Source organism: Aestuariimicrobium ganziense (assembly GCF_015352975.1).
Classification (GTDB): Bacteria; Actinomycetota; Actinomycetes; order Propionibacteriales; family Propionibacteriaceae; genus Aestuariimicrobium; species Aestuariimicrobium ganziense.
In genome coordinates this window covers 26,110-50,602 of the sequence record NZ_JACYIZ010000007.1, presented here as the reverse complement: position 1 = coordinate 50,602, position 24,493 = coordinate 26,110, and the positions used below count along the sequence as shown (strand labels likewise).

General features: G+C 70.3%; 22 protein-coding genes. 7 read left to right on the top strand and 15 right to left on the bottom strand.

What is annotated here, in order from left to right; translation table 11 throughout:
• Together IE660_RS13110 and IE660_RS13105 are read left to right on the top strand one after the other, a co-directional pair.
• Positions 1-2,343 carry an FtsX-like permease family protein gene (locus IE660_RS13110; protein ID WP_203568828.1) on the top strand — a complete coding sequence of 781 codons (2,343 nt, stop codon included), beginning with the start codon at positions 1-3 and terminating at the stop codon, positions 2,341-2,343.
• Between the two features lie 80 nt (positions 2,344-2,423).
• Complete coding sequence (locus IE660_RS13105; protein ID WP_203568827.1) at positions 2,424-5,120, top strand: ABC transporter permease; 2,697 nt, start codon at positions 2,424-2,426, stop codon at positions 5,118-5,120.
• 121 nt (positions 5,121-5,241) lie between these two features.
• On the opposite strand, the gene IE660_RS13100 is transcribed toward IE660_RS13105, so the two are convergent.
• From IE660_RS13100 to IE660_RS13090, 3 genes are all read right to left on the bottom strand, one after another.
• A complete protein-coding gene (locus tag IE660_RS13100; RefSeq protein WP_203568826.1) occupies positions 5,242-5,991 on the bottom strand; it encodes a hypothetical protein in 750 nt (249 codons plus the stop codon).
• 78 nt (positions 5,992-6,069) lie between these two features.
• Positions 6,070-7,101 carry a hypothetical protein gene (locus IE660_RS13095; RefSeq protein ID WP_203568825.1) on the bottom strand — a complete coding sequence of 344 codons (1,032 nt, stop codon included), beginning with the start codon at positions 7,099-7,101 and terminating at the stop codon, positions 6,070-6,072.
• 72 nt (positions 7,102-7,173) lie between these two features.
• Entirely contained in the window at positions 7,174-8,037 is an 864-nt protein-coding gene (locus IE660_RS13090; RefSeq protein ID WP_203568824.1) for an Fpg/Nei family DNA glycosylase, read from the bottom strand.
• An 89-nt stretch (positions 8,038-8,126) separates the two neighbouring features.
• On the opposite strand from IE660_RS13090, the gene IE660_RS13085 reads away from it, so the two are divergent.
• Both IE660_RS13085 and IE660_RS13080 read left to right on the top strand, forming a co-directional pair.
• Positions 8,127-8,651 (top strand): pyridoxamine 5'-phosphate oxidase family protein, encoded by a 525-nt coding sequence (locus tag IE660_RS13085; RefSeq protein ID WP_203568823.1) that lies wholly within the window; start codon positions 8,127-8,129, stop codon positions 8,649-8,651.
• Between the two features lie 10 nt (positions 8,652-8,661).
• On the top strand, positions 8,662-9,666 hold the full coding sequence (locus tag IE660_RS13080; protein WP_203568822.1) for a phosphotransferase family protein: 1,005 nt from the start codon (positions 8,662-8,664) through the stop codon (positions 9,664-9,666).
• 16 nt (positions 9,667-9,682) lie between these two features.
• Here the strand turns inward: IE660_RS13080 and IE660_RS13075 are convergent, their stop codons facing one another.
• From IE660_RS13075 to IE660_RS13045, 7 genes are all read right to left on the bottom strand, one after another.
• A complete protein-coding gene (locus tag IE660_RS13075; protein WP_203568821.1) occupies positions 9,683-10,966 on the bottom strand; it encodes a DUF2254 domain-containing protein in 1,284 nt (427 codons plus the stop codon).
• Between the two features lie 62 nt (positions 10,967-11,028).
• A complete protein-coding gene (locus IE660_RS13070) occupies positions 11,029-11,682 on the bottom strand; it encodes a hypothetical protein (protein WP_203568820.1) in 654 nt (217 codons plus the stop codon).
• Positions 11,679-12,194 (bottom strand): RNA polymerase sigma factor, encoded by a 516-nt coding sequence (locus IE660_RS13065; protein ID WP_203568819.1) that lies wholly within the window; start codon positions 12,192-12,194, stop codon positions 11,679-11,681. The genes IE660_RS13070 and IE660_RS13065 overlap by 4 nt, the downstream gene beginning before the upstream one ends.
• A gap of 38 nt (positions 12,195-12,232) precedes the next feature.
• Positions 12,233-13,072, bottom strand: coding sequence for a phosphotransferase family protein (locus tag IE660_RS13060; RefSeq protein WP_203568818.1), 840 nt, complete (start codon positions 13,070-13,072; stop codon positions 12,233-12,235).
• Between the two features lie 30 nt (positions 13,073-13,102).
• A complete protein-coding gene (locus IE660_RS13055; RefSeq protein WP_203568817.1) occupies positions 13,103-13,561 on the bottom strand; it encodes a hypothetical protein in 459 nt (152 codons plus the stop codon).
• Between the two features lie 172 nt (positions 13,562-13,733).
• The gene (gene ppk2 / locus IE660_RS13050) at positions 13,734-14,624 is read right to left on the bottom strand and encodes a polyphosphate kinase 2 (protein ID WP_203568816.1); all 891 of its coding nucleotides are present in this window, start codon (positions 14,622-14,624) and stop codon (positions 13,734-13,736) included.
• Positions 14,625-14,700: 76 nt separating this feature from the next.
• On the bottom strand, positions 14,701-16,098 hold the full coding sequence (locus IE660_RS13045; protein WP_203568815.1) for a YibE/F family protein: 1,398 nt from the start codon (positions 16,096-16,098) through the stop codon (positions 14,701-14,703).
• 21 nt (positions 16,099-16,119) lie between these two features.
• Between IE660_RS13045 and IE660_RS13040 the strand changes: the two genes are divergently transcribed.
• A complete protein-coding gene (locus IE660_RS13040) occupies positions 16,120-17,175 on the top strand; it encodes a DNA-3-methyladenine glycosylase family protein (protein ID WP_203568814.1) in 1,056 nt (351 codons plus the stop codon).
• On the opposite strand, the gene IE660_RS13035 is transcribed toward IE660_RS13040, so the two are convergent.
• The 4 genes from IE660_RS13035 to IE660_RS13020 all read right to left on the bottom strand — a co-directional run bounded on the left by IE660_RS13035 (position 17,092) and on the right by IE660_RS13020 (position 22,935).
• Positions 17,092-18,954, bottom strand: a complete 1,863-nt coding sequence (locus IE660_RS13035) for a hypothetical protein (RefSeq protein ID WP_203568813.1) — start codon at positions 18,952-18,954, stop codon at positions 17,092-17,094. The genes IE660_RS13040 and IE660_RS13035 overlap by 84 nt on opposite strands.
• Positions 18,951-20,636 carry an outer membrane protein assembly factor BamB family protein gene (locus IE660_RS13030; RefSeq protein ID WP_203568812.1) on the bottom strand — a complete coding sequence of 562 codons (1,686 nt, stop codon included), beginning with the start codon at positions 20,634-20,636 and terminating at the stop codon, positions 18,951-18,953. Before IE660_RS13030 ends, IE660_RS13035 begins: the two co-directional genes overlap by 4 nt.
• Before the next feature lie 167 nt (positions 20,637-20,803).
• Complete coding sequence (locus IE660_RS13025; RefSeq protein ID WP_328701961.1) at positions 20,804-22,249, bottom strand: sensor histidine kinase; 1,446 nt, start codon at positions 22,247-22,249, stop codon at positions 20,804-20,806.
• A complete protein-coding gene (locus IE660_RS13020) occupies positions 22,249-22,935 on the bottom strand; it encodes a response regulator transcription factor (RefSeq protein WP_203568811.1) in 687 nt (228 codons plus the stop codon). Before IE660_RS13020 ends, IE660_RS13025 begins: the two co-directional genes overlap by 1 nt.
• Positions 22,936-23,045: 110 nt before the next feature.
• On the opposite strand from IE660_RS13020, the gene IE660_RS13015 reads away from it, so the two are divergent.
• Together IE660_RS13015 and IE660_RS13010 are read left to right on the top strand one after the other, a co-directional pair.
• Positions 23,046-23,291 (top strand): PfkB family carbohydrate kinase, encoded by a 246-nt coding sequence (locus tag IE660_RS13015; protein WP_203568810.1) that lies wholly within the window; start codon positions 23,046-23,048, stop codon positions 23,289-23,291.
• 49 nt (positions 23,292-23,340) lie between these two features.
• On the top strand, positions 23,341-23,562 hold the full coding sequence (locus tag IE660_RS13010) for a PfkB family carbohydrate kinase (RefSeq protein ID WP_235998073.1): 222 nt from the start codon (positions 23,341-23,343) through the stop codon (positions 23,560-23,562).
• Here the strand turns inward: IE660_RS13010 and IE660_RS13005 are convergent.
• Entirely contained in the window at positions 23,559-24,452 is an 894-nt protein-coding gene (locus tag IE660_RS13005) for a type 1 glutamine amidotransferase family protein (protein ID WP_203568808.1), read from the bottom strand. The genes IE660_RS13010 and IE660_RS13005 overlap by 4 nt on opposite strands.
• Positions 24,453-24,493: the final 41 nt, after the last annotated feature.

Below are 24,493 nucleotides of genomic sequence, written 5' to 3'. Positions count from 1 at the left end.
GTGCCCACCTGGCCGCTGATCCGCAGGGGCCTGCGCAAGGGACGGGCCGAGCACCTGGTCACCGTCGTCCTGGTGATGCTCGGCGCGGCGATGCTGCACCTGGGGCTGGTGCTCGGCATCGCCTACCCCAGTGACACCGAGCAGAACTTCGACCGGCTGCAGGCCGAGGACGTGCTCGCTGTCATCAACTCGCCCGAACTCGCCGTTGAGGCAGCACAGTTCCTGGCAGCCGACCCCGACGTCACCTCCGTCGACGTGCAGCCGGTGCGCAGCATCGCCGCCACCCTGATGGGCTACCGCGGCGGCGACGTCACCACCTACGCCCTGTTCCACGACCTCGACCGTCCGCCCACGATCGGCATGAGCGTCGGCATCGACCGCCATCCGGTGAGGTTTGACGACGGCATCTACGTGCCACTGCAGTTGGTGCAGAGCGGTGGCTACACCCTCGGCGGGCCGGTCAGCATCCAGATCGGCCCGCAGACCAGCACCTTCCACGTGCAGGGCACCATCGAGACCCCAATGAGCGGCAGCCTGCTGCTGGGCACCGTGGGTTTTGCCATGCAGCACGAGCAGTACGAACGGTTCGTCGCCCAGACCAGGGCGACCCCCTCGTGGGTGGTGCGGGCCCAGGTGCGTGACGGCGTCGAACCCAGCGTGGTCGGTGGCCGACTCACCCAGCACGTGCAGGCCGAGGCCGGCGGGGACAGCCTCTCGCTGGTGCCGTTCAGCAACACCTCCGACGTGATGAAGCCGTCGCTGCTGCTGCCGGGTTCGTTGTTCTCGGCGATGCTGATCGTGTTCACCCTGATCGTGGCCGGGGTCGTCGCCGTGGTCATCACCCACCAGGTGCGCACGGCGGTGATCCGTGACCTGTCAGCGATCGGCACCTTGAAGGCCACCGGGTTCACCTCTGCCCAGGTGCTGCGTTCGTTCGCGGGCCAACACGTGCTGACCGCCGCCGTCGGGGCGATGCTCGGCGTCGTCGTCGGTCAGGCCGCCCTGCCCGCCCTGGCCCAGGCGATGACTGCCCAGACCGGGCTGCGTTGGACGCCGGGCTTCGAGCCCCTGCCGGCCGTACTGACCGTCCTGGTCATGATCGGCGCGGCAGCGCTGGCGTCCGGGATCAGCGCCCTGCGCGTCCGCAAACTCGCCCCGGTGGACGCCCTGCGCGGCGGCTCGTCCGACCAGAACGCCGTCCGCAACCACTTCCCGCTCGACCGCACCCGCGGCGGCATCGACTGGGTGCTCGGGCTCAAGCAGGCCTCGCGTCGTCCAGCCCAGGGCTTCATGTTGGCGCTGGTCGCCGCGCTGCTGGCCTTCACCACGGTCTTCTGCGTGGGCAGCTACCGCTACATGAACGACCCGGTCGCGATGTACGACGTGTCGCTGGGCGACTGGGGCGACATCTGGGCCGCCCCCCTGCCCGGCGTCGACCACGAGACCCTGCGCCAGCAGGTCGCGGCCATGCCGGGCGTCGAGCGGGCCTACTACGACGACATGATGCTGCAGGCCAACACCCCGCACGGGGCGGTCGTCGTCCGCGCCACACCCGACTACTCGGTGCTGCGCTACGACAGCGTGATCGAGGGACGAGCCCCCCGCGCCGCGGACGAGGTCGCCGTCGGTGTCACGCTGCAGCGCGAGAACGACCTCGGGATCGGTGACCAACTCGAGGTGCGCTACGCCGGCCGCTCGGCGAGCTACCGGATCACCGGCGTCGTCCAGACCGGGTTCGGGCTGGGACGAGCGCTGTCGCTCACCACTGCGGGCTACGAACGGCTCGAACCCGGCTTCCAGCCCATGGCGCTGCGGGTCAAGCTCGAGCCCGGAGCCGACCTCGACGCCACCATCACCGCGATCCGCCAGCACCAGGGGGTGCTGGCCGCCCTCGACAGCGAGGTCTACCGGGCCTCGATGCTGGGCCCCACCCGCGACCTGATGCAGGGGCTGGCGGCGCTGTTCGTGGTGATCTGTGCGCTGCTGGTGGTGCTGGTGGTCGGGTTGGTCTCGGCGGGTGCGGTGCTGCAGGGACGACGCGAGGCCGGCATCAAGAAGGCGCTCGGGTTCAGCAACCGGCAACTGTCCACCCAACTGGTGGCCTCTCAGCTTCCGCAGGTGGTGCTGGGCGTGGTGGTCGGCGTGCTGGTCGGGTGGGCGACGACGGCACCGCTGGTCAGCGTCGTCGGCCGCTCGAGCGGGCAGGGCAAGGTGCCCGTCGACATCCCGGTGTCGATGCTGGTGGCGGTGGGTGTGGCCTTGGTCAGCCTCACGGTGCTGACCATGACGATGCTGGCCAGGAGGCTGCGCCGGGTCTCGGCACACGCCCTGATCACCGAGTGACCCAGCCGGGTGACCCAGGCGTGCAGGCCTGTCGTCGGCAGCACTGCCGGGTCTAGGCTGCACAGGTCCGAGGAGGTGCGATGCTGCTGACCCATGCCTGGCAGGAGATCCGCCGGCACCCGGGACGATTCGCCGCCACTCTGCTGGCGATCGTCGTCTCGGTGGCCTTCCTCGCCGCCACCCAGGTCTCCGGCGACACCGAGGCCAACGCCATGCGCCAGCGACAGGCGCTGTACGCCTCGAAGGCCGACATCGTCGCCGAGAGCTACCTGTGGCACTCCCGACAGGCCAGGTGGCGCCGCGACGACGGCCTCGAGACCCTCGAGAAGGCGCTGGCGGCCGATCCGCGGGTGGAGTACCTGGAGCGGTTCAGCCGCGCCTTCAGCCAGGTCACCCACGGTGACCGCTCGGTCGGGGTGACCCTGACCTCGACCCCGGAGTGGCCGCTGCGCTGGTTCACGCCCACCCGGGGCGAACTGCCGCGCGGCACCAACGACATCGTCCTCACCGAACAGACCGCGAAGACACTCGGCGTCGGCGTCGGTGACCAGGTCGAACTGAGTGTCACCGGCCTCGACGCCTTCACCGTGGTCGGGCTGACCGACGAGCGCGGCTTCGCCGACCCGCCGGCCTATGTCGCCTACTCGACGATGATGGCCGTCGACGCGTCGTTCCCCCCGCCGGACTACACCGTGCTGCTGCACCCTGATGCGGCCACCAAGCGCGCCACACCCGGCTCGTCCGGCGACGGTGTCGGTGTCAGCATCCTGATCAAGCTCAAGGATCCCGAGCACACCGACATCAACGCGATGGTCACCGAGCTGCAGACCGAACTGACCCGTCAGGCGGTGCTGCGGATCATCGTCCACGTCAAGCCCGCCGACCAGGTGCGCACCGAGGCGGCCCAGGCCACCACGACCAGCACCGACTGGATGGGCTGGATGCTGCGCGGCACCGGGGCGCTGGCGATGGTCGTCGGCGGGTTGATCATCGCCACCACCTTCCAGATCCTGGTCAGCCAACGGCGGCGACAGACCGGACTGCTGCGGGCGGTGGGGGCCTCGCGGGCGCAGGTGCTGTTGCGCTACGCCGCCGAGGCGCTGCTGCTGGGAGTGGCGGGAACGGCGATCGGCATTCCGGTGGGGATCGCCGGAGCAGTCGTGGCCTCACGTCTCGGTACCGACGGGGCCAGGTTCGGCTTGCAGGTCAACTGGCGCTGGCTGGCCCTGATCGCCGTGGTCGGCGTGGTGGCGACGGTGGTGGCATCGCTGGTCTCGATTCGCAGCGCGGTACGGGTGCGGCCCTTGGAGGCCCTGCAGCCGGCCTTGCCCGCCGAGGGGCGTCGCCGGTCGACGGTGGCGCTCGCGATCATCTGCCTCGTGGGCCTGGCGGCAGGAGTTGCTGGCCTGCTCTGGGGGCTGGACGCATCTCGTCCGCTCAGCCCGACCCGTCGCATCGTGGCGGTGACCGCCTCGGCAGCGGTCGCGGCAGTCGCGGTGATGGCGTCGTCGGCGTTGTGGGTGCCACTGCTCACCCGCGTGGTGGGCCGACTGGTCGCGCGGGCCCGTCCGACCGTGCGGCTGGCGGTCGCCAACACCGGACGAAGCCCCGCGCGCGTTGGCGCGACCGCCACCTCGCTGATGCTGGCGGTGGGACTGGTGGTGACCGTGCAGGTCGGGGCCAGCACCGGACGAGCGGCGGCGTTCGGGGTGGTCGACCAGCGTTACCCGGTCGACATCGTCATGCAGTCGGCGGTGCAGCCGCCTGAGCTGGCTGATCCGGGCAACGGGCAGGGGCCGCCCGGCGAGGTGGACGAGTTCGGCTACCTCAAGGGCTGGGACGAGAAGGCGCTCGCCCTGGCCCAGGCCACCCCCGGTGTCGCGCGGGCTCGCAGCTTCGCGTTGACCCAGCCGCTGCCGGTGCAGGCCGGGCTGATCACCTGGGACGAGATGCCGTTCACCCCGCTCACCCCTGAGGCGGTGGCGATGTACTCGCACCCGGTCACGTTGGCGCCCAACCAGGTGGGACTGTCGGCCGAGGACATCGGCCGGCTCAACCTGCGGCCGGGCAGGACGCTGCAGGTGTTCGCCTTCGTCGCCAGCCAGGACGACGCCGACAAGGGGCCGATGCAGCTCGAGGTGGTCGAGGTGAACCTCGCGCCGATGGTGGCGGTGGTCACCCCTGAGACGTTCGCCAAGCTCACCGACCCCGGCACGCGCCAGGGACTGATGCTGGTCGAGCTCACCGACGAGGGTGATGCCGGCACGGTGATGTCGCAGCTCAACGCCAAGCTGGTTCCCGACAACCCGGGGCTCAAGATGGCCGGCGGTGCCGAGCTCAAGGCCAACGTGGGGGCGCTGCTCGACTCGGTCACCTTGGTGCTCACCGGGCTGCTGGCGGTGGCGGCGCTGGTGGCGCTGATCGGGGTGAGCAACACGCTGGGTCTGTCGGTGATGGAACGCACCCGTGAGTCGGCCCTGCTGCGAGCACTCGGCCTGCAGCGGCGCGGCCTGCGGGTGATGCTGCTGATCGAGGCCGCGCTGCTCAGCTCCATCTCGATCGTGGTCGGGCTGGGGGCTGGGCTGGTGTTCGGCTGGGGGGGGGCGGCCACCATCGCCCACGTGCTGGGCTGGCCGACGCCCGGGCTGGCCGTGAACTGGACGCTCACGGTGCTGAGCTGTCTGGCGGTCGCCGGGGCCGGGGTGCTCGCCTCGGTGCTGCCCGGACGACGCGCCGCGCTCGCCTCACCCGTGGACGCGCTGGCCGACATCGGCTGACGCTTGCCGGACTCGGGTCACGGTGGTCGAGTGGCCGCCGAGGGACGAGGCTGCGTGTCGAGACCATCGCTGATCTCGACACGCTCGCTGGCGCGCTCGCCACTCGATCAGCGGCCGTAGGTCAGGCGTTCAGGCTGTCGCGGTCGAGCAACTCCACGCCGGTGACGCTGACCACCACGGGCTCGACCGGCGCGGACGAGCGTCCGGCCGGACCCTGCAGCGCCTGCACCTCACGCACAGCGCTGGTCAGCATCGCCACCAGGTACGACTGCGGGTCTCGGGTGCAGGCCTGGTCGACCGCCTTCACCGCCACCTGGAAGAACCGGAAGATGGCCTTGGCGTCCATCGGCTTCTTGCGGGGACCCAGCTCGGCCAGGTGTCGCCACGCCCAGTCGCGCGAACTGGGCACCTGGTCGAGCGCGAACTTCGTCCTCGCCGACACCAGGTCGGGACGAGGATTCGCCTCGCCGGCCAGGTGGGCCTCGGCGTTGAGCGCTGCCAGCGCCATCAGGTTCTGGTTCTCCTCGCTGGCCACCGGCAGCCCGGTCAGGGCCACGCAGCGCACCAAGGTGGGCATCACCGCGTAGTGGGTGGGGTTGAGCCCGACCACGTCGGGGATCAGCGCGGTGATGTGTTGGCGGTGCTCGTCGTCCAACTCGTCGTTGACCATGCGTGCCAGCGCCGCGACGCCCGGGTGGGTGCAGCTGGGGTGGTCGCTCCAGCGCTCACCGGCCAGGTACGAGGCCATCTCCATGAAGCAGGCACCGTGGCGAGGGTCGCGGTGGCTGCCGCGAGAGAGCACCGGCAATCCGTCGGGGATGAAGCTCTTCCTCGCCGACTCCGAATCCGGGCTGCGCCTCCAACCGAACATGTCGCCTCCTCGCCTCAGGGGGTCTTGTCAAGCATGCGTCATGAAACGCGATCTGACCAGACCCCCGAGGGGTGGTGGCTACTCGTACATGATGTAGACGGGCTTGAGCGCGAGCACCTCGGCAGGCGTCATCACCCGGCCGCCGGTGTCGACGTCCTCTTCGTAGAACAGCTTGAAGCCCAAGTGGACGAACTTCGGCGTCGACTTGATCACCCGGTGCCAGGTGGCGACCTTGGCCCCCGGGCTGCCGATGCCGTCGACCGACTTCACCCAGGCCACGCCGGGGTACTGCTTGAGCGTGTTCTCCTGGCGGACGACGCCGGGGTTCAGCTGGTGGTAGACCGCCACCTTCTCGGGCAGGCCGTGCTCGGCGACCAGTTCGGCCAGGTAGGCACCGCAGGCGTTGAGCTCGGCACCAGTGGTGTGGCCGAAGACCCGCCCGGGCACCTGACCAGCGGTCACCGCCCACTCCGGGTCGAGTGCGACCCCGACATCGGGTTCGAGCAGCCACTTCTCGTAGGCCTTGACCTCGTCGACGAAGCGGGCTCGTCCGGGCTGGATGTTGAGCAGCAGCAGCGCGCCGTGCTTGCGGGCCATCGCCAGCCAGGTGTCGATGTGTTCGCCGTCAATCCGGGTGCGGTACATGCCGTCGCGCCCCGGCACGGCGTGCACGGTGGTGACGATCAGCTCCATGATCGGGACGAGTGGCTTGTCGGCCTTGTACTTCGCCACCGTGGTCAACATCTCGCGGGTGCGCTTGTCGAGGTCGTTGCCCACGCCCAGTCGTCCCTGGCCGGGGGCACCGGGATGACCGCAGTAGCCGACCAGGCGGTGGCCGTCGGACAGCGCCGCCATGCCTCCGGGCACGTCGAACGTCGGTGTCGGAGTGGGGGTCGGTGTCGGAGTGGGTGTCGGCGTTGGGGTGGGGGTCGGCGTCGGGGGGGGCGTCGATGCGCTGGGCGTCGGCGCGGCCGAGCCCGTCGCCGCGGTGGCACTGCCGGGGGCAGGAGCCTCGGGGGATGTCGCGGACGGGTCGTCGCTGCAGCCGGCGACCGCGACCACGCCACCGGTCAGGGCGGCACTCAGCAGGGTCCGGCGGGGGAGGTGCATCGTCCCAGCATCGCAGCAAGCGTGTGACCGCCCAAGCCACCTCACCCTTTGGGCGTGCCGCCGTGATCGAAGTCACGGGTTCGTCTGGCACCCCGGGCACCAGTACAGGGTCTGTCGACCCGGCACCTGCTGCTGCTCGACCGTGGCCCCACAGCGCCGGCAGGGATGGCCTGCCCTGGCGTAGACCGCGTACCTCGCCTGCCATCTCGGCATCGGCGCTCCACGGGCGAACTGCAACCGCGCCGCCCTGACCTGTTCGACATCGGTGAGGATCGTCCCACTGTGCAGGCCCACTGTCAGCAACAGCGTCGCGTCGTCCCAGAGTCGGCGCAGCACCGGTGTGTCGACCGACGTTCCCGGTGCCTGCGGGTCCAGTTCGGCCCGCCACAACAGTTCGGCGCGGTAGATGTTGCCGATGCCCGAGATGATCGACTGGTCGACCAGCAGGTCGGCGATCGGACGATCCGAGCTCTGCAGCCGGGCCACCGCGACCTCGGGGTCGGCGTCGTCACGCAGCGGGTCGGGCCCGAGCCGGGCGTGCAGGGCTTGCTGGCCGGCGGGATCGAGCAGCTCGCAGATCCGGGGTTGGGTCACGTCGAGCACGTGGTGGTCGGTGACCAGGCGCCAGGCCAGGCCGTAGGACCTGTGGCTCAGCTGCTGGTAGTGGCTGCGACGATCGGGGGCGCGCTCGCCCGACGCGTGCAGGTTGCGCACCGTCACCGCACCGTCCATGCCCAGGTGCAGGTGCGCGGCGTACTCGGTGCCGTCGAGGTGGACGAGCAGGTGCTTGCCGTGGGCCTCGGCGTCGCGCACCGCGAGCCCGTCGAGCAGGGCGGGGTCGAAGTGCCGGGTGTGGCGTCCGGTCGATCGTCCGACCTCACCGGCCAGTTCACGCACCCGTGCCGCCCAGCGGTGAACGGCATGTCCCTCGGCCATCGCTCACCACCCCAAGGTGGGGAGCGCGGCCACCGTCGCCGCTTGTCCGATGCGCATGCCCCATCATGGACGCAACCTGAGGAGCGAAGATGACACAACAGCAGCAACCCACCCCTGCCGCGACGGCCAGCGACCCCGACGAGGTGGCCAAGGTCCACCGGATCATGGACGACCAGGGGGTGGCCATGGTCACCACCTTCGACTCCGGCACGCCGGGACGGCTGGTCAGTCGTCCGCTGACCACCCAGCGGGCTGAAGAGGACGGCGACGTGCTGTTCCTGGTGCAGGCCAGCAGCGACGTGGTGGCCGACGTGCAACGCAATCCCCAGGTCAACGTCGCCTACGCCTCGAAGAAGGCCTGGGTGTCGCTGTCGGGTGCCGCCAGCATCGTCGAGGACCGCGCCGTGGTCGAGCGGTTGTGGAACAAGGGCGCAGCGATGTTCCTCGAGGGTGGACCGGAGAACCTCGACAACGTTGTGCTCAAGGTCACCGGGGACACCGCCACCTACTGGGGCGGCGAGTCGTTGGTCGGCACCGTGGTGAGCACGATCAAGACCGTGACCGGCAAGGGCGACCAGTCCGACGCCGGGCCGGTGGAGGTCGACCTGCCCTAGGTTGGGGGCCATGGAGCCCGCACAGCCACAGGCCGGATGGCCGGCCGTGGCGGCAGCCTGCGGACTCCCCGGCACCGTGGTCGAGGTGGCGCAGGTCTCACGCGCCTGGTCGAACCGGCTGTACCGGGTGACCACCGGCGAGGGCGAGTTCGCCGTCAAGCACCTGCTCAATCCCTGGGCCGACCCGTTGTGGCGTGAGTGGTTGGACGAGGCGTCGCGCTTTGAGCAGGCGGCGATCGCTGCGGGCGTGAGCGCTCCCGATCTCGTGCTGAACGGCGATTCAGAGGTGCTCACCACCGTCGAGGGGGACACCTTCCGCGTGCACCGGTGGGTGGACGACGCCCGACCCTGCCCGGACGCCCCGACCGAGGCGGCGCTCGCCCGCCAGGTGGGGGCCGACCTCGCCCGGATGCACCGTCTGGACTGGCAGCCCGGACGCACCGACGTCTTCCCCACCCTCGACCCGGCCACGGCCAGGAGCTGGAGCGGGCTGGTCGCCGACCTCGCAGCGGTCGACCCGGAGTGGGCCGAGCGGGCGGCGGCGGTGCAGCCGCAGGTCGACCAGGTGTTGGCCTGGCACGCCGAGCATCAGGCCCGCCCCGAATCGACCGTGATGTCGCACGGCGACGTCGACCCCAAGAACCTCGTGGTCGACGGCGACCAGAAGGTCTGGGTGCTCGACTGGGACGTGGCCGCCCCTTGGCGCCCCTGGGACGAACTGGCCCGCACGGCCCTGAGCATGTCGGGCCACGACCGGCCCGACATCGCCCGTGAGGTGATCGAGGCCTACACCGAGGTGGCCGGCGTCAGGCCGCGCCTCACCCACCTCAACCTGGTCGCCGACCTGGTGGTCGGGCTGGACTGGACCGACCGCTGCCTTCGGCGAACGACCGGTCTCGAGCCCTGCGACGACCAGCGTCGCGCCGAGGCGACCGAGGGTGCGGCTGATGAGCTCGCCTCGCTCCCGGAGATCATCGAGATCGCCCGGAACCTGCCCGACTGGCTCACCAGCTGACCGACGTCGCGCCCCCTCAGCGCTGGGCCAACGACACCTCGCGGCGCATCCGCTCCACGTCGAAGGGATCGGCACCACTGCGCTCGAAGGCGTCGACCATCAACTCGACGTGGCGCCAGGCCCTCGTCCCCAGCTCGGTCGGCCCAGCCGCAGCCACCCGGGCGGCGAGCGCGATGGTTGGCCTGATCACCCGCATGTCGGACGAGCCGTGGGCACGCAGGTCGTCGAAAACCTCGTCGACCAGGTCGTCCGGCTGGGGACGCCGCAGCACCAGGCGCACGCTGCCGTCGTCGTCCACGTGCCCAGTGGGCAGCTCGCGGCAGCGCGCGATGACCACCAGGCCGGGGCCGAGTTCCTCGATGGCGTTCACTGCGGTGAAGGGGTCGTTGGTGCCCGGTGACAGCGCCCGGTCGGCGATCTCGAGCAGGTGGTGCAGGGCGCGGCGGACATCCTGGTGCGGGGTGCGCGCGTCGTCCACGGTGACGCTGCTGCCGATCGTGTTGGTCAGGTCGTCGTCGGTCTGGGTGACGCGTGCCAGGGGTTCGCCGGCCAGCACGTGGTCGCCGACCATCGGGAGCACCTCGACCACGGTGTCGTGCTTCCTGGCCGCCTTCACCAAGGCGTTGACGTCGACATCGGTGACGTAGCCCGAGCGATCGGCCGTCACCGTGGGCAGGTCGCCGCGCAGCGGCTCGGCAGCGACTCGCTCCTCGTCCTCGGGGGCGGGGTAATGGCGTTCTGCCACCCTGACCAGGTCGTTGCGCACGCGTTCGACCAAGGTGGAGATCTGGATCGAATCGGCGATGTGGTGGATGAAGTAGACCAGCGCGACCACGTTCAGCACCGCGATCACGATGGCCAGGTAGACCGCAATGTAGGGGACGAACGCCTCGCGCTGGTACTGCTCATTGGCTCCGTTCACCGAGCGCAGCACCACCAGCGAGTAGACGAATGACGAGACGAACACGGCGAGCACGAACTGGTTGCTGCGATCGGCCATGAAGTTGCGCACCAGCCGCGGCCCGTAGGCCGAGCTCGCGGTGGCAATCACCGAGATGGTGATCGAGAAGGCCATGGCGGCCACGCTCAGGGTCGACCCACCAATGATCTGCAGCAGTCCGCGCGACCCGTCGACGCCGAGCGCGAAAATGCTGTGGCGCCCCAGCCGAGAGGTGTCGAGCAGACGGTCGGCCCCGGTGGCGGCCTCGGCCAGCACGACCGCCGCCACCACCATCACCGCGGGCAGGAACCAGAAGCTCTCGCGGGCGCTGGCGTACCACTGGCTGGGGGTGCGGGCCACGGTCTCCTCCTCGACGCGGGGTCACTCGACCCACCCACCTTGTCACAAGGCCCGGATGAGCCTCACCCACTGCAGGCGTCAAACTCCACGTTCTGGCCGCGCAGCTTCATCTCGCAGGTCATGGTGGCCCATCCCTTGGGCCCGAAGTTGTCCTCGTGGGTGGAGATGTGGCGGGTGACCGTGCGCCTGCCCGCATCGCGGAACCAGAACTCGACGATCGGGTCGCCCTCGACGCTGAAGAAGGCGACCGCCATGTTGGCGGGCCGTGTGATGTCGTCGGTGAAGCAGGTCCGGGCCTCGGTGGGCAGGGTCTGGCCCAGGCTCACCACGTGCTGCCCGCAGGAGAAGACCCCTCCGGTGTCGGTGACGCGGCGGGGTGCGTCGTCTCGCCCCATCGCCTTGGCGATCGGATTGTCGGCCGGGAGGGTGTTGGCCCAGGTCGACGACGGCCTGGGCGTCGGGCGGTGCGCCCCGGTCGCCGAACCACTGGCCGAACCTGCCGAAAGGGCCTGCTCGTCCGGCCCACCGAGTTGCTGGGATGCCACGATGGCGCCGCCGGCCAACACCGCAACCACCGCTGCGGCAGCCAGCACTCGCCAGCGGGACCGTTCTGGCGCACCGGACGACACCTCCTCAGGCTCGATCGGGTCGGTGGCAGGGTCTCGTGAGGCGGCCCGGGCGAAGGCGTCGCGGAAGGCCTGTTCGGGATCGGTCATGATCGCTCCTCCAGTGCTTGACGAAGGGTTCCGAGCGCGCGGTGCACGTGCGAGCGGGCCGTGGCCTCGGGACACCCGAGCACCTCAGCGATGTCGGCATAGGTCAGGTCGTCGTGAAAGCGCAGCACGACTGCCGCCCGCTGCACGGGTCCGAGTTCGGCGCACAGCCGCCACGCCTCGTCCGCGGCCGCCACGCGGTCGGCCGGGTCACCGCCGGGTGCCGGTGGCAGGGCGGACTCGTCGGCCAGGGGCAACGTCTTGGGGCGACGGCGCAGTTGCCGCAGGCTGGCGTTGACCACGCTGCGGCGCAGGTAGGCATCACGAGCCGCCCCTTCGGGGAGCCGTGCCCAACCTCGGTGGACGCCGATCAGGGCGTCCTGCACCGCGTCACGGGCTACGTGCCAGTCCCGGGTGATCATGTGGGCCAGGCGCAGCCAACGGTCCTGGCCCTCACGGACCAAGGCATCGAACTCCGCCTCGCGCCGCATGCGCACCTCCTCGACGACCGTCACACCCTTCAAGAGTCTGCTGGGACCCGTTCGCGTTGCACTCAGGTGCGGATTCGTCCAGCCAGTGCGCGGAACTCCTCTCGCAGGCGCTCCACCGCCTCGTGCGACAGGTAGGGCAGGTAGAGCGGGTACTGCAGGGCGATGGCCTCGAACTGCTGGCGACGGACCGCTCGCTCGACCAGAGCTCGGTCGAGTCCGCGGGCCCCGGCGTAGCGGTCGAGCATCGCCTCAACCGGCGGACGAGCGCCGACCGGTGTGGCCCTGGCCAGCACGAACGCCAGGTCACGAGCGGGGTCACCGAGGCCGGACTCGGCCCAGTCGGCCAGCACCATCGAGTCCTCGTCCAGCACGACGTTGTCGACGTGGCAGTCGCCGTGGACGAGCGTGGGGGGCAGGCTGTCCGCCGGATCGAGCGCGGCCAGCGCGGACGCGAGCAGCCGCTGGTCGTCCTCATCGGGCAGGAACGTCACCACCTCCGGATCGTCCGGGAGAAGCAGGTCGGGTGGTGGCAGTGGGACGAGCCCGTCGGTCGGTGAGCTGTGCACCCGCACCAACAGGTCGACCAGGGTCATCCAGTCCTGGTCGCCCCACTGGTCGGCCGGAGGAGGTGGCACGAGCCGCTCGAAGACCAGCACCGAACGCTCCTCGACGTGGGTTTGGTCGAGCAGGCGCGGGGCCAGGCCCCCGAGTCGTGGTTGCATCGCGAGTTCGCGCTCGGAGCGCGCCCGGTCGAGGTCGGAGGTCAACGGGACGATCTTGACCACCACCGCTCGTCCTGCGCGGGTACCGGCGACGACGGTGGCCCCCGACATCGCACCGGGCAGGGGCTCGTCACCGGCGGTGATCACTCCCAAGGCGTCCAGGGTGCGTGCGAGGTCCATGCAGGTCACGCTATTGGTCGCCGGTGACAGTCACACGGCGGGCGTCAAGGTCTCCATGCGGCGGGTGAGGCGTAGTCCGTCGGGATCCTTGGTGCCGGCGGTGACCATCATTTCGTAGCCGGCCCGGCGCTTCACGGTGTTCTGCAGCACGTGCGCGGTCTCGTGGGCGATCACATTGGTCGGGGCCAGTTCGCTGACGTAGGAACCGCTCCACACCTTGCTGAGCAGGATCTCGTCCGGGTAGCTCATCGCGCCCATCCCCACGGCGGCGCACCGCTCGTTGCCGCGGATTGCTGAGCTGTTGAAGTCGACGAACAGTTGCGCCTCGGAGGCCGACATCGTGCTGAAGTCGAGCGTGCCGTTGCCGGTGCTGGACGACGGGCCGTAGGGCAGCATCGGAAAACTCGGCTTCGGCAGTCCGATGTCGCGCGAGCCGACCCTGGCGACGGGAGCGGGTCTCGTGGTGGCGCTCGGTGCGGGGGTGGTCACCGCAGGTGAGGTGGGTTCGGGTGTGGGTCCAGACGTTGATGGCCGCTCCTACGCAGTGCTGCCCGTAGTACGCCGGATGGGGTCGGCGGGTTCCGCGGGTGCAGGTGGGCAGGAGGCGATCTCGACACGCAGCCTCGTCCCTCGGCTGCTACTCGGTCGTGGCGGGAGTGGCTCAGTCGCCGTCGGACTTCTTGCCGCGGCGCACGATCAGCGGGTCCGGTTCACCGACCACCTCGTGGTCCTTGCCGTCATAGTCGAACTGGCTCAGCACGAACCGCATGGCGTTGATCCGGGCTCGCTTCTTGTCGTTGGAGCGGATCGTCGTCCAGTTGGCGTGCTTGGTGTCGGTGCGGGCGAACATCGCCTCCTTGGCCGCGGTGTACTCGTCCCAGCGGTCCAGCGACTCCAGGTCCATCGGCGACAGCTTCCAGCGCCGCACCGGGTCGATCTGGCGGATCGCGAACCTCGTCCGCTGCTCGCCGCGGGTCACCGAGAACCACAGCTTGTTGATGGTCACACCGGCGTCGACCAGCGAGCGCTCGAAGCCCGGCACCTGGTTCATGAAGATCTCGTACTCCTCGGGCGTGCAGAAGCCCATGACCTTCTCGACATTGGCCCGGTTGTACCAACTGCGGTCGAACAGCACCATCTCGCCGGCGGTGGGCAGGTGCTGCACGTAGCGCTGGAAGTACCATTGGCCCTTCTCGCGCTCGGTCGGGGTGGCCAATGCCACCACGCGTGCGGCGCGGGGGTTCAGGTGCTCGGTGAACCGCTTGATCGTGCCACCCTTGCCCGCGGCATCACGGCCCTCGAAGACGAACACGTGCTTCAGGCCGTGGTCCTGCGTCCAGTACTGCAGCTTGAGCAACTCCACCTGCAGCCGGTACTTGAGCACGTTGTACTCCGAGCGCTGCATGCGGGTCTCGTAGGGATAGTCCTCGCGCCAGGTCTCGACGCGCTTGCCGTCGGGCCCGATCAGGTCGGGATCGGAGCCGTGCTCGTCCCCCTGCACGGTGTAGCCCTCCCGGATCATCTGCTCGATGAAGTCCGCGACGCTCTGCATGGCAATCCCTTTCGTGCTGGTGAGGACGACGCTACCGGCGCCACGGCCGGTGGGCGGGCAATCGGCGGCGAACCGCTCAGCCGTCGGTCGAGTCGAGGTGGCGGGGACGACGGAATTGGGCGTCGTCGGGTTCGTTGGCGGACGAGGTGGCGGCCGGGGTGTCGCTGTCGTGCTCGACCTCGACCTCGGTGGGTGAGTCGTGGCTGGGACGACTCGCCGGTCGGGCACGCACCGCTGCCGGGGCGACGTCGACGGTGCGCACCCGCTGGATGCGGCCGATCCCTGCTGCTGCCACACCGACCGCGGTGGTCACCGGCACGGCCAGGATCAGTCCGATCGACCCGACCAGGGTGCGGATGATCTCGGCCGAGAACATCTCGGTGGCGATCACCTGCCCGATCGGACGCTGGTAGACGGTCAGCAACAACAGCACCGGCAGCGCCGCACCAGCGGCGGCGAACGCAATGGTGTAGACGGTCGAGGCGATGTGGTCTCGTCCGATCCGCATGGCCGAGGTGTAGAGCCGGCGCTTGTCGTGCTCGGTACGAGCCAGTTCCCAGACCGCCGAGGCCTGGGTGATGGTGACGTCGTTGAGCACACCCAACCCGGCGACGATGATCGCGCAGATCACGACCGAGGTCAGCCCCATGTCGGGGGTGGTGGCCGCCAACGAGTAGTCCTCGTCCGAACTCACCCCGGTCAGGTGGGCCGCCTTGGCCACCCACCACCCCAGCCCGGCGATGATCAGCAACCCGAACAGCGTGCCGACCAGCGCCGTCGTCGTTCTCAGGGTGAACCCGTGCGCGGTGTAGAGCACCACGAACATGATCGCCGCACTGCCGACCAGACCCACCAGCAGCGGGTCTCGTCCCATGATCAGCGCCGGCAGCATGAACTCGATCAGGATCCAGAACGCGAAGCCCAACCCGAGCAGCGACAGGAACCCCCGCCGCCTGGCCACCACGACCACCAGCAGGGCGAACGCACCCGCCAACAGCCACAGCGGAGTGCTGCGCTCGAAGTCGATGAACTGGTAGGCAGCAGGCATCTGCTCGATCGGGATGCGCCACATCACCACGCGCTGCCCCGGCTCGACACCGGAGTCATAGATCGGTGGGGTGACCTGGAAGGTCTGGCTCTGGCCCTGCTCGGGGCCGGTGTCGAGCACCGCCACCACCGTCGCACACACGCTGTTCTGCCCCGGGACCGAACCGATCAGCCCCTCGCAGTCCATCGGTTCGACCTCAGTGATGGTCGCCTTCTCCTGCGTGGCCCCCGGCACGGCCAGATTCAGTCCGTCGTTCTGGATGTGGTCGGCGACGTCGCGTGGCCACAGCCAGATCAGGGCGGCCAGCGTCCACACCGCCAGTGGCACCAGGATGACGACCAGGGCCCGCAGCGCCTTGCGCCTCTGTTCGCTCTCCTCCTCGGTGAGCGGGAGGTCGTCGTCGCCGTGGGAGTGACCGGCCGCCATGGCTCCACCTACTCTGGTCGAATGGGTCAGGACGCGACACCGGTGCCAGCCCACGTGGGCGAGAGCACCGACACCGTCGAAGCGACCCTACAGCCGCAGGCGCGCACGATCGTGACCGGTGGCGCCGCCGGGCTGTGGAACCTCGGCCGCCTGCAACGCGGCCATGGCGACCCGACGCTGCGCCGCCACGGCCAGGTCTGGTGGCGTGCGTCGTCCACTCCAGACGGCCCGGTGCTGCTGCGGCTGGCCGCCAGCGGGGCCACCGAGGGGCCCGGGGCAGGGGGCGACGATGTCGAGGCACGCGCCTGGGGGCCGGGCAGTGGCTGGGCCCTGCGCCAACTGCCGCGGCTGCTGGGCTGCCACGACGACGCCGATGCCTTCACCACCGACCACCCGGTGATCGGGCCGCTGCTGCGTCGCCACCGGCTGCCGCTGGGTGCCACCGACCTGGTGGCCGAGTCGCTGGCCCCGAGCGTGATCGAACAGCGGGTGACCGGCCGTGAGGCCTTCGACTCGATTCGCATGCTCGTCCGGCGGTTCGGTACGCCCGCGCCCGGTCCGGCCCAGCTGGACGAGCACCCCGCCCGCGGCATGGTCTGCCCGCCCACCGGGGCGCAGTGGGCGGCCATCGCCAGCTGGGACTTCCTGCAGGCCGGTGTCGAGCACACCCGGGCGCGGACCCTGGTCGGGGCGCTCCGTCGCACCGACTCCCTGCAGCGGATCCTCGTCGAATCGGCGGACGAACCGACCACCACCCGAGGCGAACGGCTCGAGCGGGCGCTGGTCAGCCTGCCCGGGATCGGGCCCTGGACCGCGTCCCAGGTGCGCCAGGGCGCGCTCGGCGACCCCGACGCCTGGAGCATCGACGACTACCACGTGCCCGGCATCATCGCCCGCGGCCTCGGCGGGCCGGACGCTGCGGCCCACTCGGCCCAGGCGCTGCTGGAGCTGCTTCGTCCCCACCGTTACCGGGTGGAACTGCTGCTGGAACGCTCAGGGGTGGGGCTGGCGGAACGGCGCGGCCCCCGGCGCAGCCTGCCCACCCACCTGCCCGTGAGCCGTTGGCAGGCCCGCTGACCAGGCCGGCGCCGGCGCCACTGCCGGGACGGGACCGGGCGGTGGGTCGTCACTGATCCGGGCGGTCCAGGCGGTGATCAGGAACGGGGCCAGCATCGCCGCCAGCATCAAGGGCCCACCGATCATGCTGTCGCCGAGCTCGACCCAGTTGTTGACCGCGGTGAAGGGTGCCTGCCCGCCGCCGAGGGCGACGACCGCCAGCACCATCATGCCGACCGCGGTGTTGGCCACCAGCAGCAGCACCCGCGAGGTGCGCGGGAAGGCGTCGTTGTCACCCCGGACGAAGTTGCCGTCGGTGGCCAGGCGCCACAGCAGCCCGAGCAGCACCAGCGCGATCGGAGACACCAGGCCGGCCAGCTCGGTGGGGTCCGACATCACCTGGCGGAACTGGTAGAGCTGCGGCAACAGCCACACCACCCACACCCCCAGCAGCACGCCGTTGTGCAGTCGTCCACGAACAGCGGTGACGACCAGCCAGACCACCGCGACACCCGAGGTGACCAGCGCAAGATCACGCACGTTCCAGTCGACCGTCAGTCGCCCGCCGGTCACCAGGTTCATCATCAGGGGCAGCCACAGCGCCACGGTGCACGAGGCCAGCAACACCAGGGCGGCGTTGCCGCGCCTGGCCCGCCGCCACGCCAGCACGAACAGTCCGACGGCGAAGCCCGCCCGCACGGCCGCCCGTGCCACCGCGCCGCCGACGCCGCGCTGCACGGCGTCGATCGCCTGGCGCACCGACTCGGGTACGTCGAAGACCCCCAGGATCGTGCCCAGCGACGCCAACAGGTTGTGGGGCCACAGCGTCACCGCCAGCGAGACCCCCATCAGCAGGGTCCACGGGCTCCACACCTCGGCGAGCTGGGCTGGTCGTCCGACCGGCCACACCGCCCGACGCTCGCCCGATATCAATGGCGAGCGGTTCCACAGCAGCAGGCACAGCCCGACCGCGGCCGCCACGATCAGCACGGTGGAGACGAAGTCCGACCACACCCATCCCCGCTCGTCCGACAGCAGGCTGCGCACCACACTCCAGCCCCGCCAAGCGCCGGTGAGCAGCACCGCCACCAGCAGCCAGCGACTCACCGGTGCACGCACACCCAGCCGGCGCAGGTCGTGGGCCAGCCACTGGCTCGCGTTGACCGTGATCTCGACCGCCGCATAGCCGGCGGTGGCCAGCGCCGGTGCGGCCAGGGCGGTGAGCGCCAACTGCATGTTGAGCATCGACAGGGTCCGGGCGTCCAGACCCAGCCCCTGGGCCGGCGACAGCCACAGCGGCAGCAGCACCGCCACCTGCAGCATCAGCCAGACCAGCACCACCTCACCCACGTGCCAACGCCGTCGCCGCACCACCCACGGGGCGACCGCGAGCACGAGCATGGCCAGCAACGCCATTCCCATGCCGAGCGCCCCGCCGGCAGCCGAGAGCATCAGCATCTGCGGCGCGACGGTGAACCAGACCACCACCGTCACCGCCCAGTGGGTGCGCAGGGTGGCGCTGAACAGCAGCGTCATCACGAAGACGCCGATCCACAACATCGGGCTGATCGCCCAGTTGGGGAAGGTCATGAAGTGGTCGACGCTGATCAGGGTGCCCAGGGCACGCAGGCGGTCACCGAAGGCGGCCACCAGTCCCAGCGTGAGGATCACCGCCGTCGCCAGCGCCACCACCCAGCGCAACGGCTGGGGCCACTGCGAGGGTTGCGGCGCACCCTCGCTGACCGGGGCCACGAAGACATGGCGCAGCACCGAGGCGAAGACACCGATGACCTCCCTCACGGTGTGCCCCAAAGCCACAAGGCACCGTCGCTGTCCAGCCCCACCGTGGCGCCGGCGGTCCTCGTCCCGTTGGATTCGGTGGTCACCGAACTGACGCTGCGGATGACCGTGGTCCAGCTGCGCGAATCGTCGCGGGCGAGCACGGCGGTATCGGCACCGACCAGCGTCCATCCGCCCGACTGGACGGCCAGGACGACCGGTCGTCCATCGACCACGAACGGCACAGCATGGTCGGCGCGGGTGTTCACCGGCCGACGTCGTCCGGTGGCCAGGTCGACCACGGCGGCACCGTCCTCGCTGACCACCACCGCCGACGAGTCTCCGACCAAGGCGCCGTCGCGGTAGCGGGCGCTGGCGATCACCGTCTCCCACCGCAGGCGCCCGTCGTACCCGAGCAGGGCCAGGTGGCCGGAGTTGTCGTACAGCAGCACCCCATCGGGGGTGGCGGTCGCGAAGTCCACCCCGGACGGCAGGTGCCGCTGGGTACGGGTCTCGCCGGTGCGCACGTCGAGCACCCAGAGCGACTCCTCGAAGGGGATGACCACGGTGTCGCCCCACAGCGTCGGCCGTGACTGGCGATCGGTGCCCAGGTCACGAGTCCACACCACCTGCCCGGTCATCACGTCGTGCACCGTCACGGTGCCGGTCGCGGTGAGCGCGAGCAGACGCTGCGGCGACACCGCGAGCGCATGGGTGACCACGTCGTCGGTGGCCTGCTCCCAGACCCGGTGGCCGACGGTGGTGTAGGCGATCAGCCGTCGTTGCGTGGTGCCCACCACGACCAGGTCGCCGAAGCCCGTCAGCGTCAGGGACGCTCCGCCGGGGTGGCGTTCCCACAGCACGGTCAGTTGGTCACCGCGGGCCACCCCGACCATCAGGTTCCCCGTGCTGCGGTTGACCAGGGCGATCGCCCCGTTCATCACGACCGGGGCCGCTGACACGATCGGTGAGGTGGTCTGTCCGGTGTGCTTGACGGTCAGGCGCTGCGGGGTGAGAGAGGTCGGTGCCGTCGAGGTGGGGGTGAGGTTGATCTCGGGCAGGTCGCCCACTCGTCCCGGGATCGGCATCAGGCCGCGTCCGTGGTCGGCGACGATGCCTCGTCCCGGACACCGCTCGAGGTCGTTGGTCTGCTGGTGGCCGTTGCTCCAGGTCTCACTGATCCGGAAGCGCAGGCAGCCGGCCTGGGTGCCCGCCAGCACCTCTCCCTGGCTGGTCCACTGCAGTGCCTCGTCGGTCTGGGTGCGCAGCAGACCCTGCTGGCTCCAGGTGCGACCGACCTGGGGATCGGCGGGGATGTCTGTGCGTCCGGGGTGGTAGAGCGCCCAGGCCGTGGTGTGCACGGTTCCCAGGGTGGCGATCCCCTGGTCGGTGACCCCGAGCAGTGAGGTCGACAGTTCGGTCTCGGGGCCGCGGCGTTCCAGCACCCAGGTGGCCTTCAGCGCCTCTTCGAACGGCGGTGCCACCAGCACGAACATTGGGTAGGTGTTGACGAACGGCTGCCCGCCCTTGGCCAACTGGGTCTCGACGGTCTCCGACGTGGACTGGTTGCCCATCCACGAGACCAGGCCGTCGGTGCCGATCCAGGTGGCGGCGCCGGCGCCGTCGTGTCGTCCGCCCTGGGCGGTCAGCCGGGCCAGGCCGACGCTGGTGACCATGGCCAGGCAGAGCAGGACGACTGACAACCACGGAAGTCGCCGACGTGGAGGAGTGGACGCGAGAGCCTGCACCGGCGGGGGTGCGAGCACAGGTCTGGCGCCCGGTGGTGGGGGAGGGAAGCTCCCGGCCGCCGGGGGCCGAGGTGGTGGCCACGCAGACACACGGTCAGCCTAGGGTCCCGGGGTTCAGGTGCTCAGTCGCGCACCACAGGCTGGCGGCCGGACTCGTCGGCATGGTGGCTGCTGCTCACCGGCAGATGCACGGTGAACTCGGCACCACCGCCGGCTGCGCGTCCGGCCTGGACGGTGCCGCCGTGGGCGTTGATGGTGTGCGCCACGATTGACAGGCCCAGGCCAGTTCCCGGGGTGTTGCGGGCCCGGTCGGAGCGGTAGAAGCGGTCGAAGACGTGGGGCAGGTCCTCCTCGGCGATGCCGGGACCTTCGTCCGAGATCCGCAGCCGGTCGCCCTCGAGTTGCACCCGGATCGTCCCCCCGGGTGGTGAGAACTTCACCGCGTTGTCGAGCAGGTTGGTGACGGCGCGTTCGAGGGTGTCGGACTCGCCCATCATGAACAGCGGGTTGAGTTCGACGTCGAACACCAGACCTGGGCCGCGGCGGCGGGCGCGCACGATCGCCGCCCGCACCACTTCGGCGAAGTCGAGCGGCTCGGGGGCGGGGAAGACCCGTTCGTCGCGCGACAGTTGGACGAGGTCGCCCACCAGCGCGGTGAACTCGGCCAACTGGCCGGCGATGTCGTGCAGGATCTCACCGCGGGCACCCTCGGGCAGCATGCCGGACTGCTCGTCGGCCACCAGCAACTCGACATTGGTGCGCATCGAGGTGAGTGGTGTGCGCAGTTCGTGACCGGCGTCGGCGATCAGGCGGCGTTGTCGTTCGCGTGAGCTGGCGAGGCTGAGCAGCATGGTGTTGAACGACAGCGTCAGGTTGGCCAGGTCGTCGCGGCTGGTGACCTCGATCGGGCGCAGGTCGTCGGTCTCGGTGATCCGGGCCACGGCCTGCGACAGGCGCCGGACCGGGGTCATCGCCGACCGGGTGACCGCCATCGCCATGGCGCCGATGCCGATCAGGCCGGCGGCGCCGACCGAGACCAGCACGAAGCCGAGGCTGACCAGTGTCTCGTCGGTCGGGGCCAGTGGCCGGGCGATCATCAGTGCATAGCGTTGGTCGTTGATGGTCAGTGGCACCGCGAGTGCCCGGTAGCGGACGCCGCTGGCCGTGGTGGTGGTGTGGGCCGGGGCGCCGCTCTGGGTGCGGGCCACCGCGAGCTCACGGCTGCCGGGCGAGACGATCGTGTCGAGGCCCGGCACCGAGGTGATCTGCCCGTCGGCGCTGACGACGACGATCTCGACCTGGTTGGGGGTGAGCGACTCGGCGGTCAGGCCACCCATGTTCTCGAAGTCGGCCAGGATCGCCGGTGCGGCATGGTCAGCCAACGACTGCAGCTGCGCGTCGACCTCGCGATAGAGCGACCACCGGGTCGAGAACCAAGCGGCCAGACCGACCACGACCAAGGCCAGGGCCAGGCTGGTCAGGGTGAACACGACCAAGCGCCGCCCCAGACCGAGCCGTGGGGGGTGCGCCCAGCGGGGCAGCCAGAGCCGCCAGTCTGGGAATCGGATCACGGGGGCGTTTCACGCAGCACGTAGCCGATGCCGCGCACGGTGTGGATCAGGCGGGCCTCGCCCTCACCCTCGGTCTTGCGGCGCAGGTAGCCGATGTAGACCTCGAGGGAGTTGGCGGTGGTCGGGAAGTCGAAGCCCCACACCTCGTTGAGCAGCCAGCCGCGCTCGAGCACTCGGCGGGGGTGCTCCATGAACACGTGCAGCAGGGCGAACTCGGTGCGGGTCAGGCTGATCCGCCGGCCGGCGCGGGTGACCTCGCGGGTCTGCGGGTCGAGGACGAGGTCTTCGAAGTGCAGGGTCTCGGAGTCCGACTCCGGTTCGGGGCGGGAGCGACGGGTCAGTGCACGCAACCGGGCGAGCAACTCGTCCAGCGCGAACGGCTTGACCATGTAGTCGTCGGCGCCGGCGTCGAGTCCGTCGACCCGGTCACCGACGGCGTCGCGGGCGGTGAGGATCATGATCGGCACGTCGTTCTCGGCCTGGCGCAGTATGCGGGTGGTCTCGAGCCCGTCGAGGCGAGGCATCATCACGTCCATGATCACCGCATCGGCCCTGACCGCGGCCAACTTGGCGAGCGCCTCCAGCCCGTCAGCAGCCGTCGCCACCTCGTAGCCGGAGTACTGCAGCGAGCGCGCGAGCGAGTCCCGCACGGCCTGGTCGTCGTCCACCACGAGGATCTGCATGGGTCCAGCCTGCCATCTGGTCGGTGTTGGGGCGCAGTTGGGTCACGCGTGGCGCGCGCTTGGTGACAGTCGTCCGGTGCCTTGAGGGGGACGAGGCGTAGCCTCGCGCCATGGCGGACATCGTGGTCGTGGGCTCGATCAACCTCGACCTGATCCTGCGTTGCGCACGCATCCCGAACCCGGGGGAGACCCTGCACGCCCACTCCCGATCACTGGCTCCCGGCGGGAAGGGGGCCAACCAAGCGGTGGCCACTGCTCGTCTGGGTGCCCGGGTGGCCATGGTCGGCGCGGTCGGTGACGACCCGTTCGCCGCGCCTGCCCTGGCGCTGCTCGACTCGGTGGCTGGCCGAGGGTGACCAGGAAGTGGTCGCGGCGTTGGTCGACGCTGGAGTGCGGTCGGTGGTGATGACCCGCGGGGGCCGCGGTGCTCTGGTCGCCTGCGACGGTCGAATTGGCGAGGTGGTCTCGCCCCAGGTCGATGTCGTCGACAGCACGGGGGCCGGTGACGCATTCGCCGGAGCCCTGGCGGTACGGCTCGTGGAGGGCGACGACCTGGTCACCGCTGCCGGGTTCGCCGCCCGGGTGGGCGCCTTCGCATGCACCGGGCTGGGGGCGCAGCCCAGCTAGCCCTGGTCGGACGACGAGCTGCCCGGCTGATCGTCCTCGGGGGTGATGACCGGCTCAGGGGTCTCGACAGGCCCAGCTTCTTCGGTCTCGGGGTTGTCGGCCGGCTCAGCTGCTTCCACCTGATCGGGGACCTCAGGGGATGGGGGCTCCTCGGTGCGCACCAGAACACCGGCGTGCTCCCGGGTGAACCAGCGCAGTCGTCCAGAACCCAGGCGCGCGGTGCGTCCGGTCACCGGATCGACCGCCAGACAGGTCTGTTCGTCGATGCTGACCGCGTGCTGGCCGTGCCCGTGCTCGAGGGCGGTGATCACCACGCCCTCGTTGCTCCAGGTGTCGGTGTGCACCTGCACCATCGGGGTGACCAGTGCCAGGCCGTCCTGGATGGTGAGTTCCGCCAGGCCCTCACCCGAGATCTCCTGCTGCACCTGGATGCCGCGAAACTGCCAACCACCGACCAGGGCATGCCGGCTGGCGATCGAGGCGCCGGCCGAGAAGCCGAGGTAGGGCACGTCACGGCGCACCATGCGGCCGATTTCGTCCCGGTGGGGACTGAGCGCGCTCAGGTAACCCGGCGTCCAACCACCGCAGACGACCAGCCCGGCCGACCGCTCGACGTCTTCGGGCCAGGTGGTGGTGGCCGAACCGTCGTCGTCCGGGTCGGTCAGGTTGACCACGACCGGCTCGACTTCGGCCCAGCGCGCCCGGATCGGGTCGAGGTAGGCGGGCAGGTAGGGAGCCGTCTCATCGGCGGTGCCCAGCATGCAGATCACCAGCCGGTTGGTCTGGTCGAGCCGGGCACGCTCACGGGCACTGGCGACGAAGGCGTCCCACACCTCGCGCATGCCGGAGTCGTCGTCACCCGGGCCGCTGCCCACCAGGAAGATCGTCATGGGGCCAGCCTAGGTCAGGCCTCGCCCGGGCCCCTCCCGCG

Coding starts and splice junctions, on each gene's coding strand:
- IE660_RS13100 (WP_203568826.1), bottom strand. CDS start 5,991: ATGTTCGGTTGGAGGCGCAGCCCGGATTCGGAGTCGGCGAGGAAGAGC.
- IE660_RS13010 (WP_235998073.1), top strand. CDS start 23,341: ATGACCCGCGGGGGCCGCGGTGCTCTGGTCGCCTGCGACGGTCGAATT.
- IE660_RS13105 (WP_203568827.1), top strand. CDS start 2,424: ATGCTGCTGACCCATGCCTGGCAGGAGATCCGCCGGCACCCGGGACGA.
- IE660_RS13045 (WP_203568815.1), bottom strand. CDS start 16,098: ATGGCGGCCGGTCACTCCCACGGCGACGACGACCTCCCGCTCACCGAG.
- IE660_RS13080 (WP_203568822.1), top strand. CDS start 8,662: ATGGAGCCCGCACAGCCACAGGCCGGATGGCCGGCCGTGGCGGCAGCC.
- IE660_RS13060 (WP_203568818.1), bottom strand. CDS start 13,072: ATGGACCTCGCACGCACCCTGGACGCCTTGGGAGTGATCACCGCCGGT.
- IE660_RS13090 (WP_203568824.1), bottom strand. CDS start 8,037: ATGGCCGAGGGACATGCCGTTCACCGCTGGGCGGCACGGGTGCGTGAA.
- IE660_RS13070 (WP_203568820.1), bottom strand. CDS start 11,682: ATGACCGATCCCGAACAGGCCTTCCGCGACGCCTTCGCCCGGGCCGCC.
- IE660_RS13015 (WP_203568810.1), top strand. CDS start 23,046: ATGGCGGACATCGTGGTCGTGGGCTCGATCAACCTCGACCTGATCCTG.
- IE660_RS13095 (WP_203568825.1), bottom strand. CDS start 7,101: ATGCACCTCCCCCGCCGGACCCTGCTGAGTGCCGCCCTGACCGGTGGC.
- IE660_RS13040 (WP_203568814.1), top strand. CDS start 16,120: ATGGGTCAGGACGCGACACCGGTGCCAGCCCACGTGGGCGAGAGCACC.
- ppk2 (WP_203568816.1), bottom strand. CDS start 14,624: ATGCAGAGCGTCGCGGACTTCATCGAGCAGATGATCCGGGAGGGCTAC.
- IE660_RS13020 (WP_203568811.1), bottom strand. CDS start 22,935: ATGCAGATCCTCGTGGTGGACGACGACCAGGCCGTGCGGGACTCGCTC.
- IE660_RS13085 (WP_203568823.1), top strand. CDS start 8,127: ATGACACAACAGCAGCAACCCACCCCTGCCGCGACGGCCAGCGACCCC.
- IE660_RS13005 (WP_203568808.1), bottom strand. CDS start 24,452: ATGACGATCTTCCTGGTGGGCAGCGGCCCGGGTGACGACGACTCCGGC.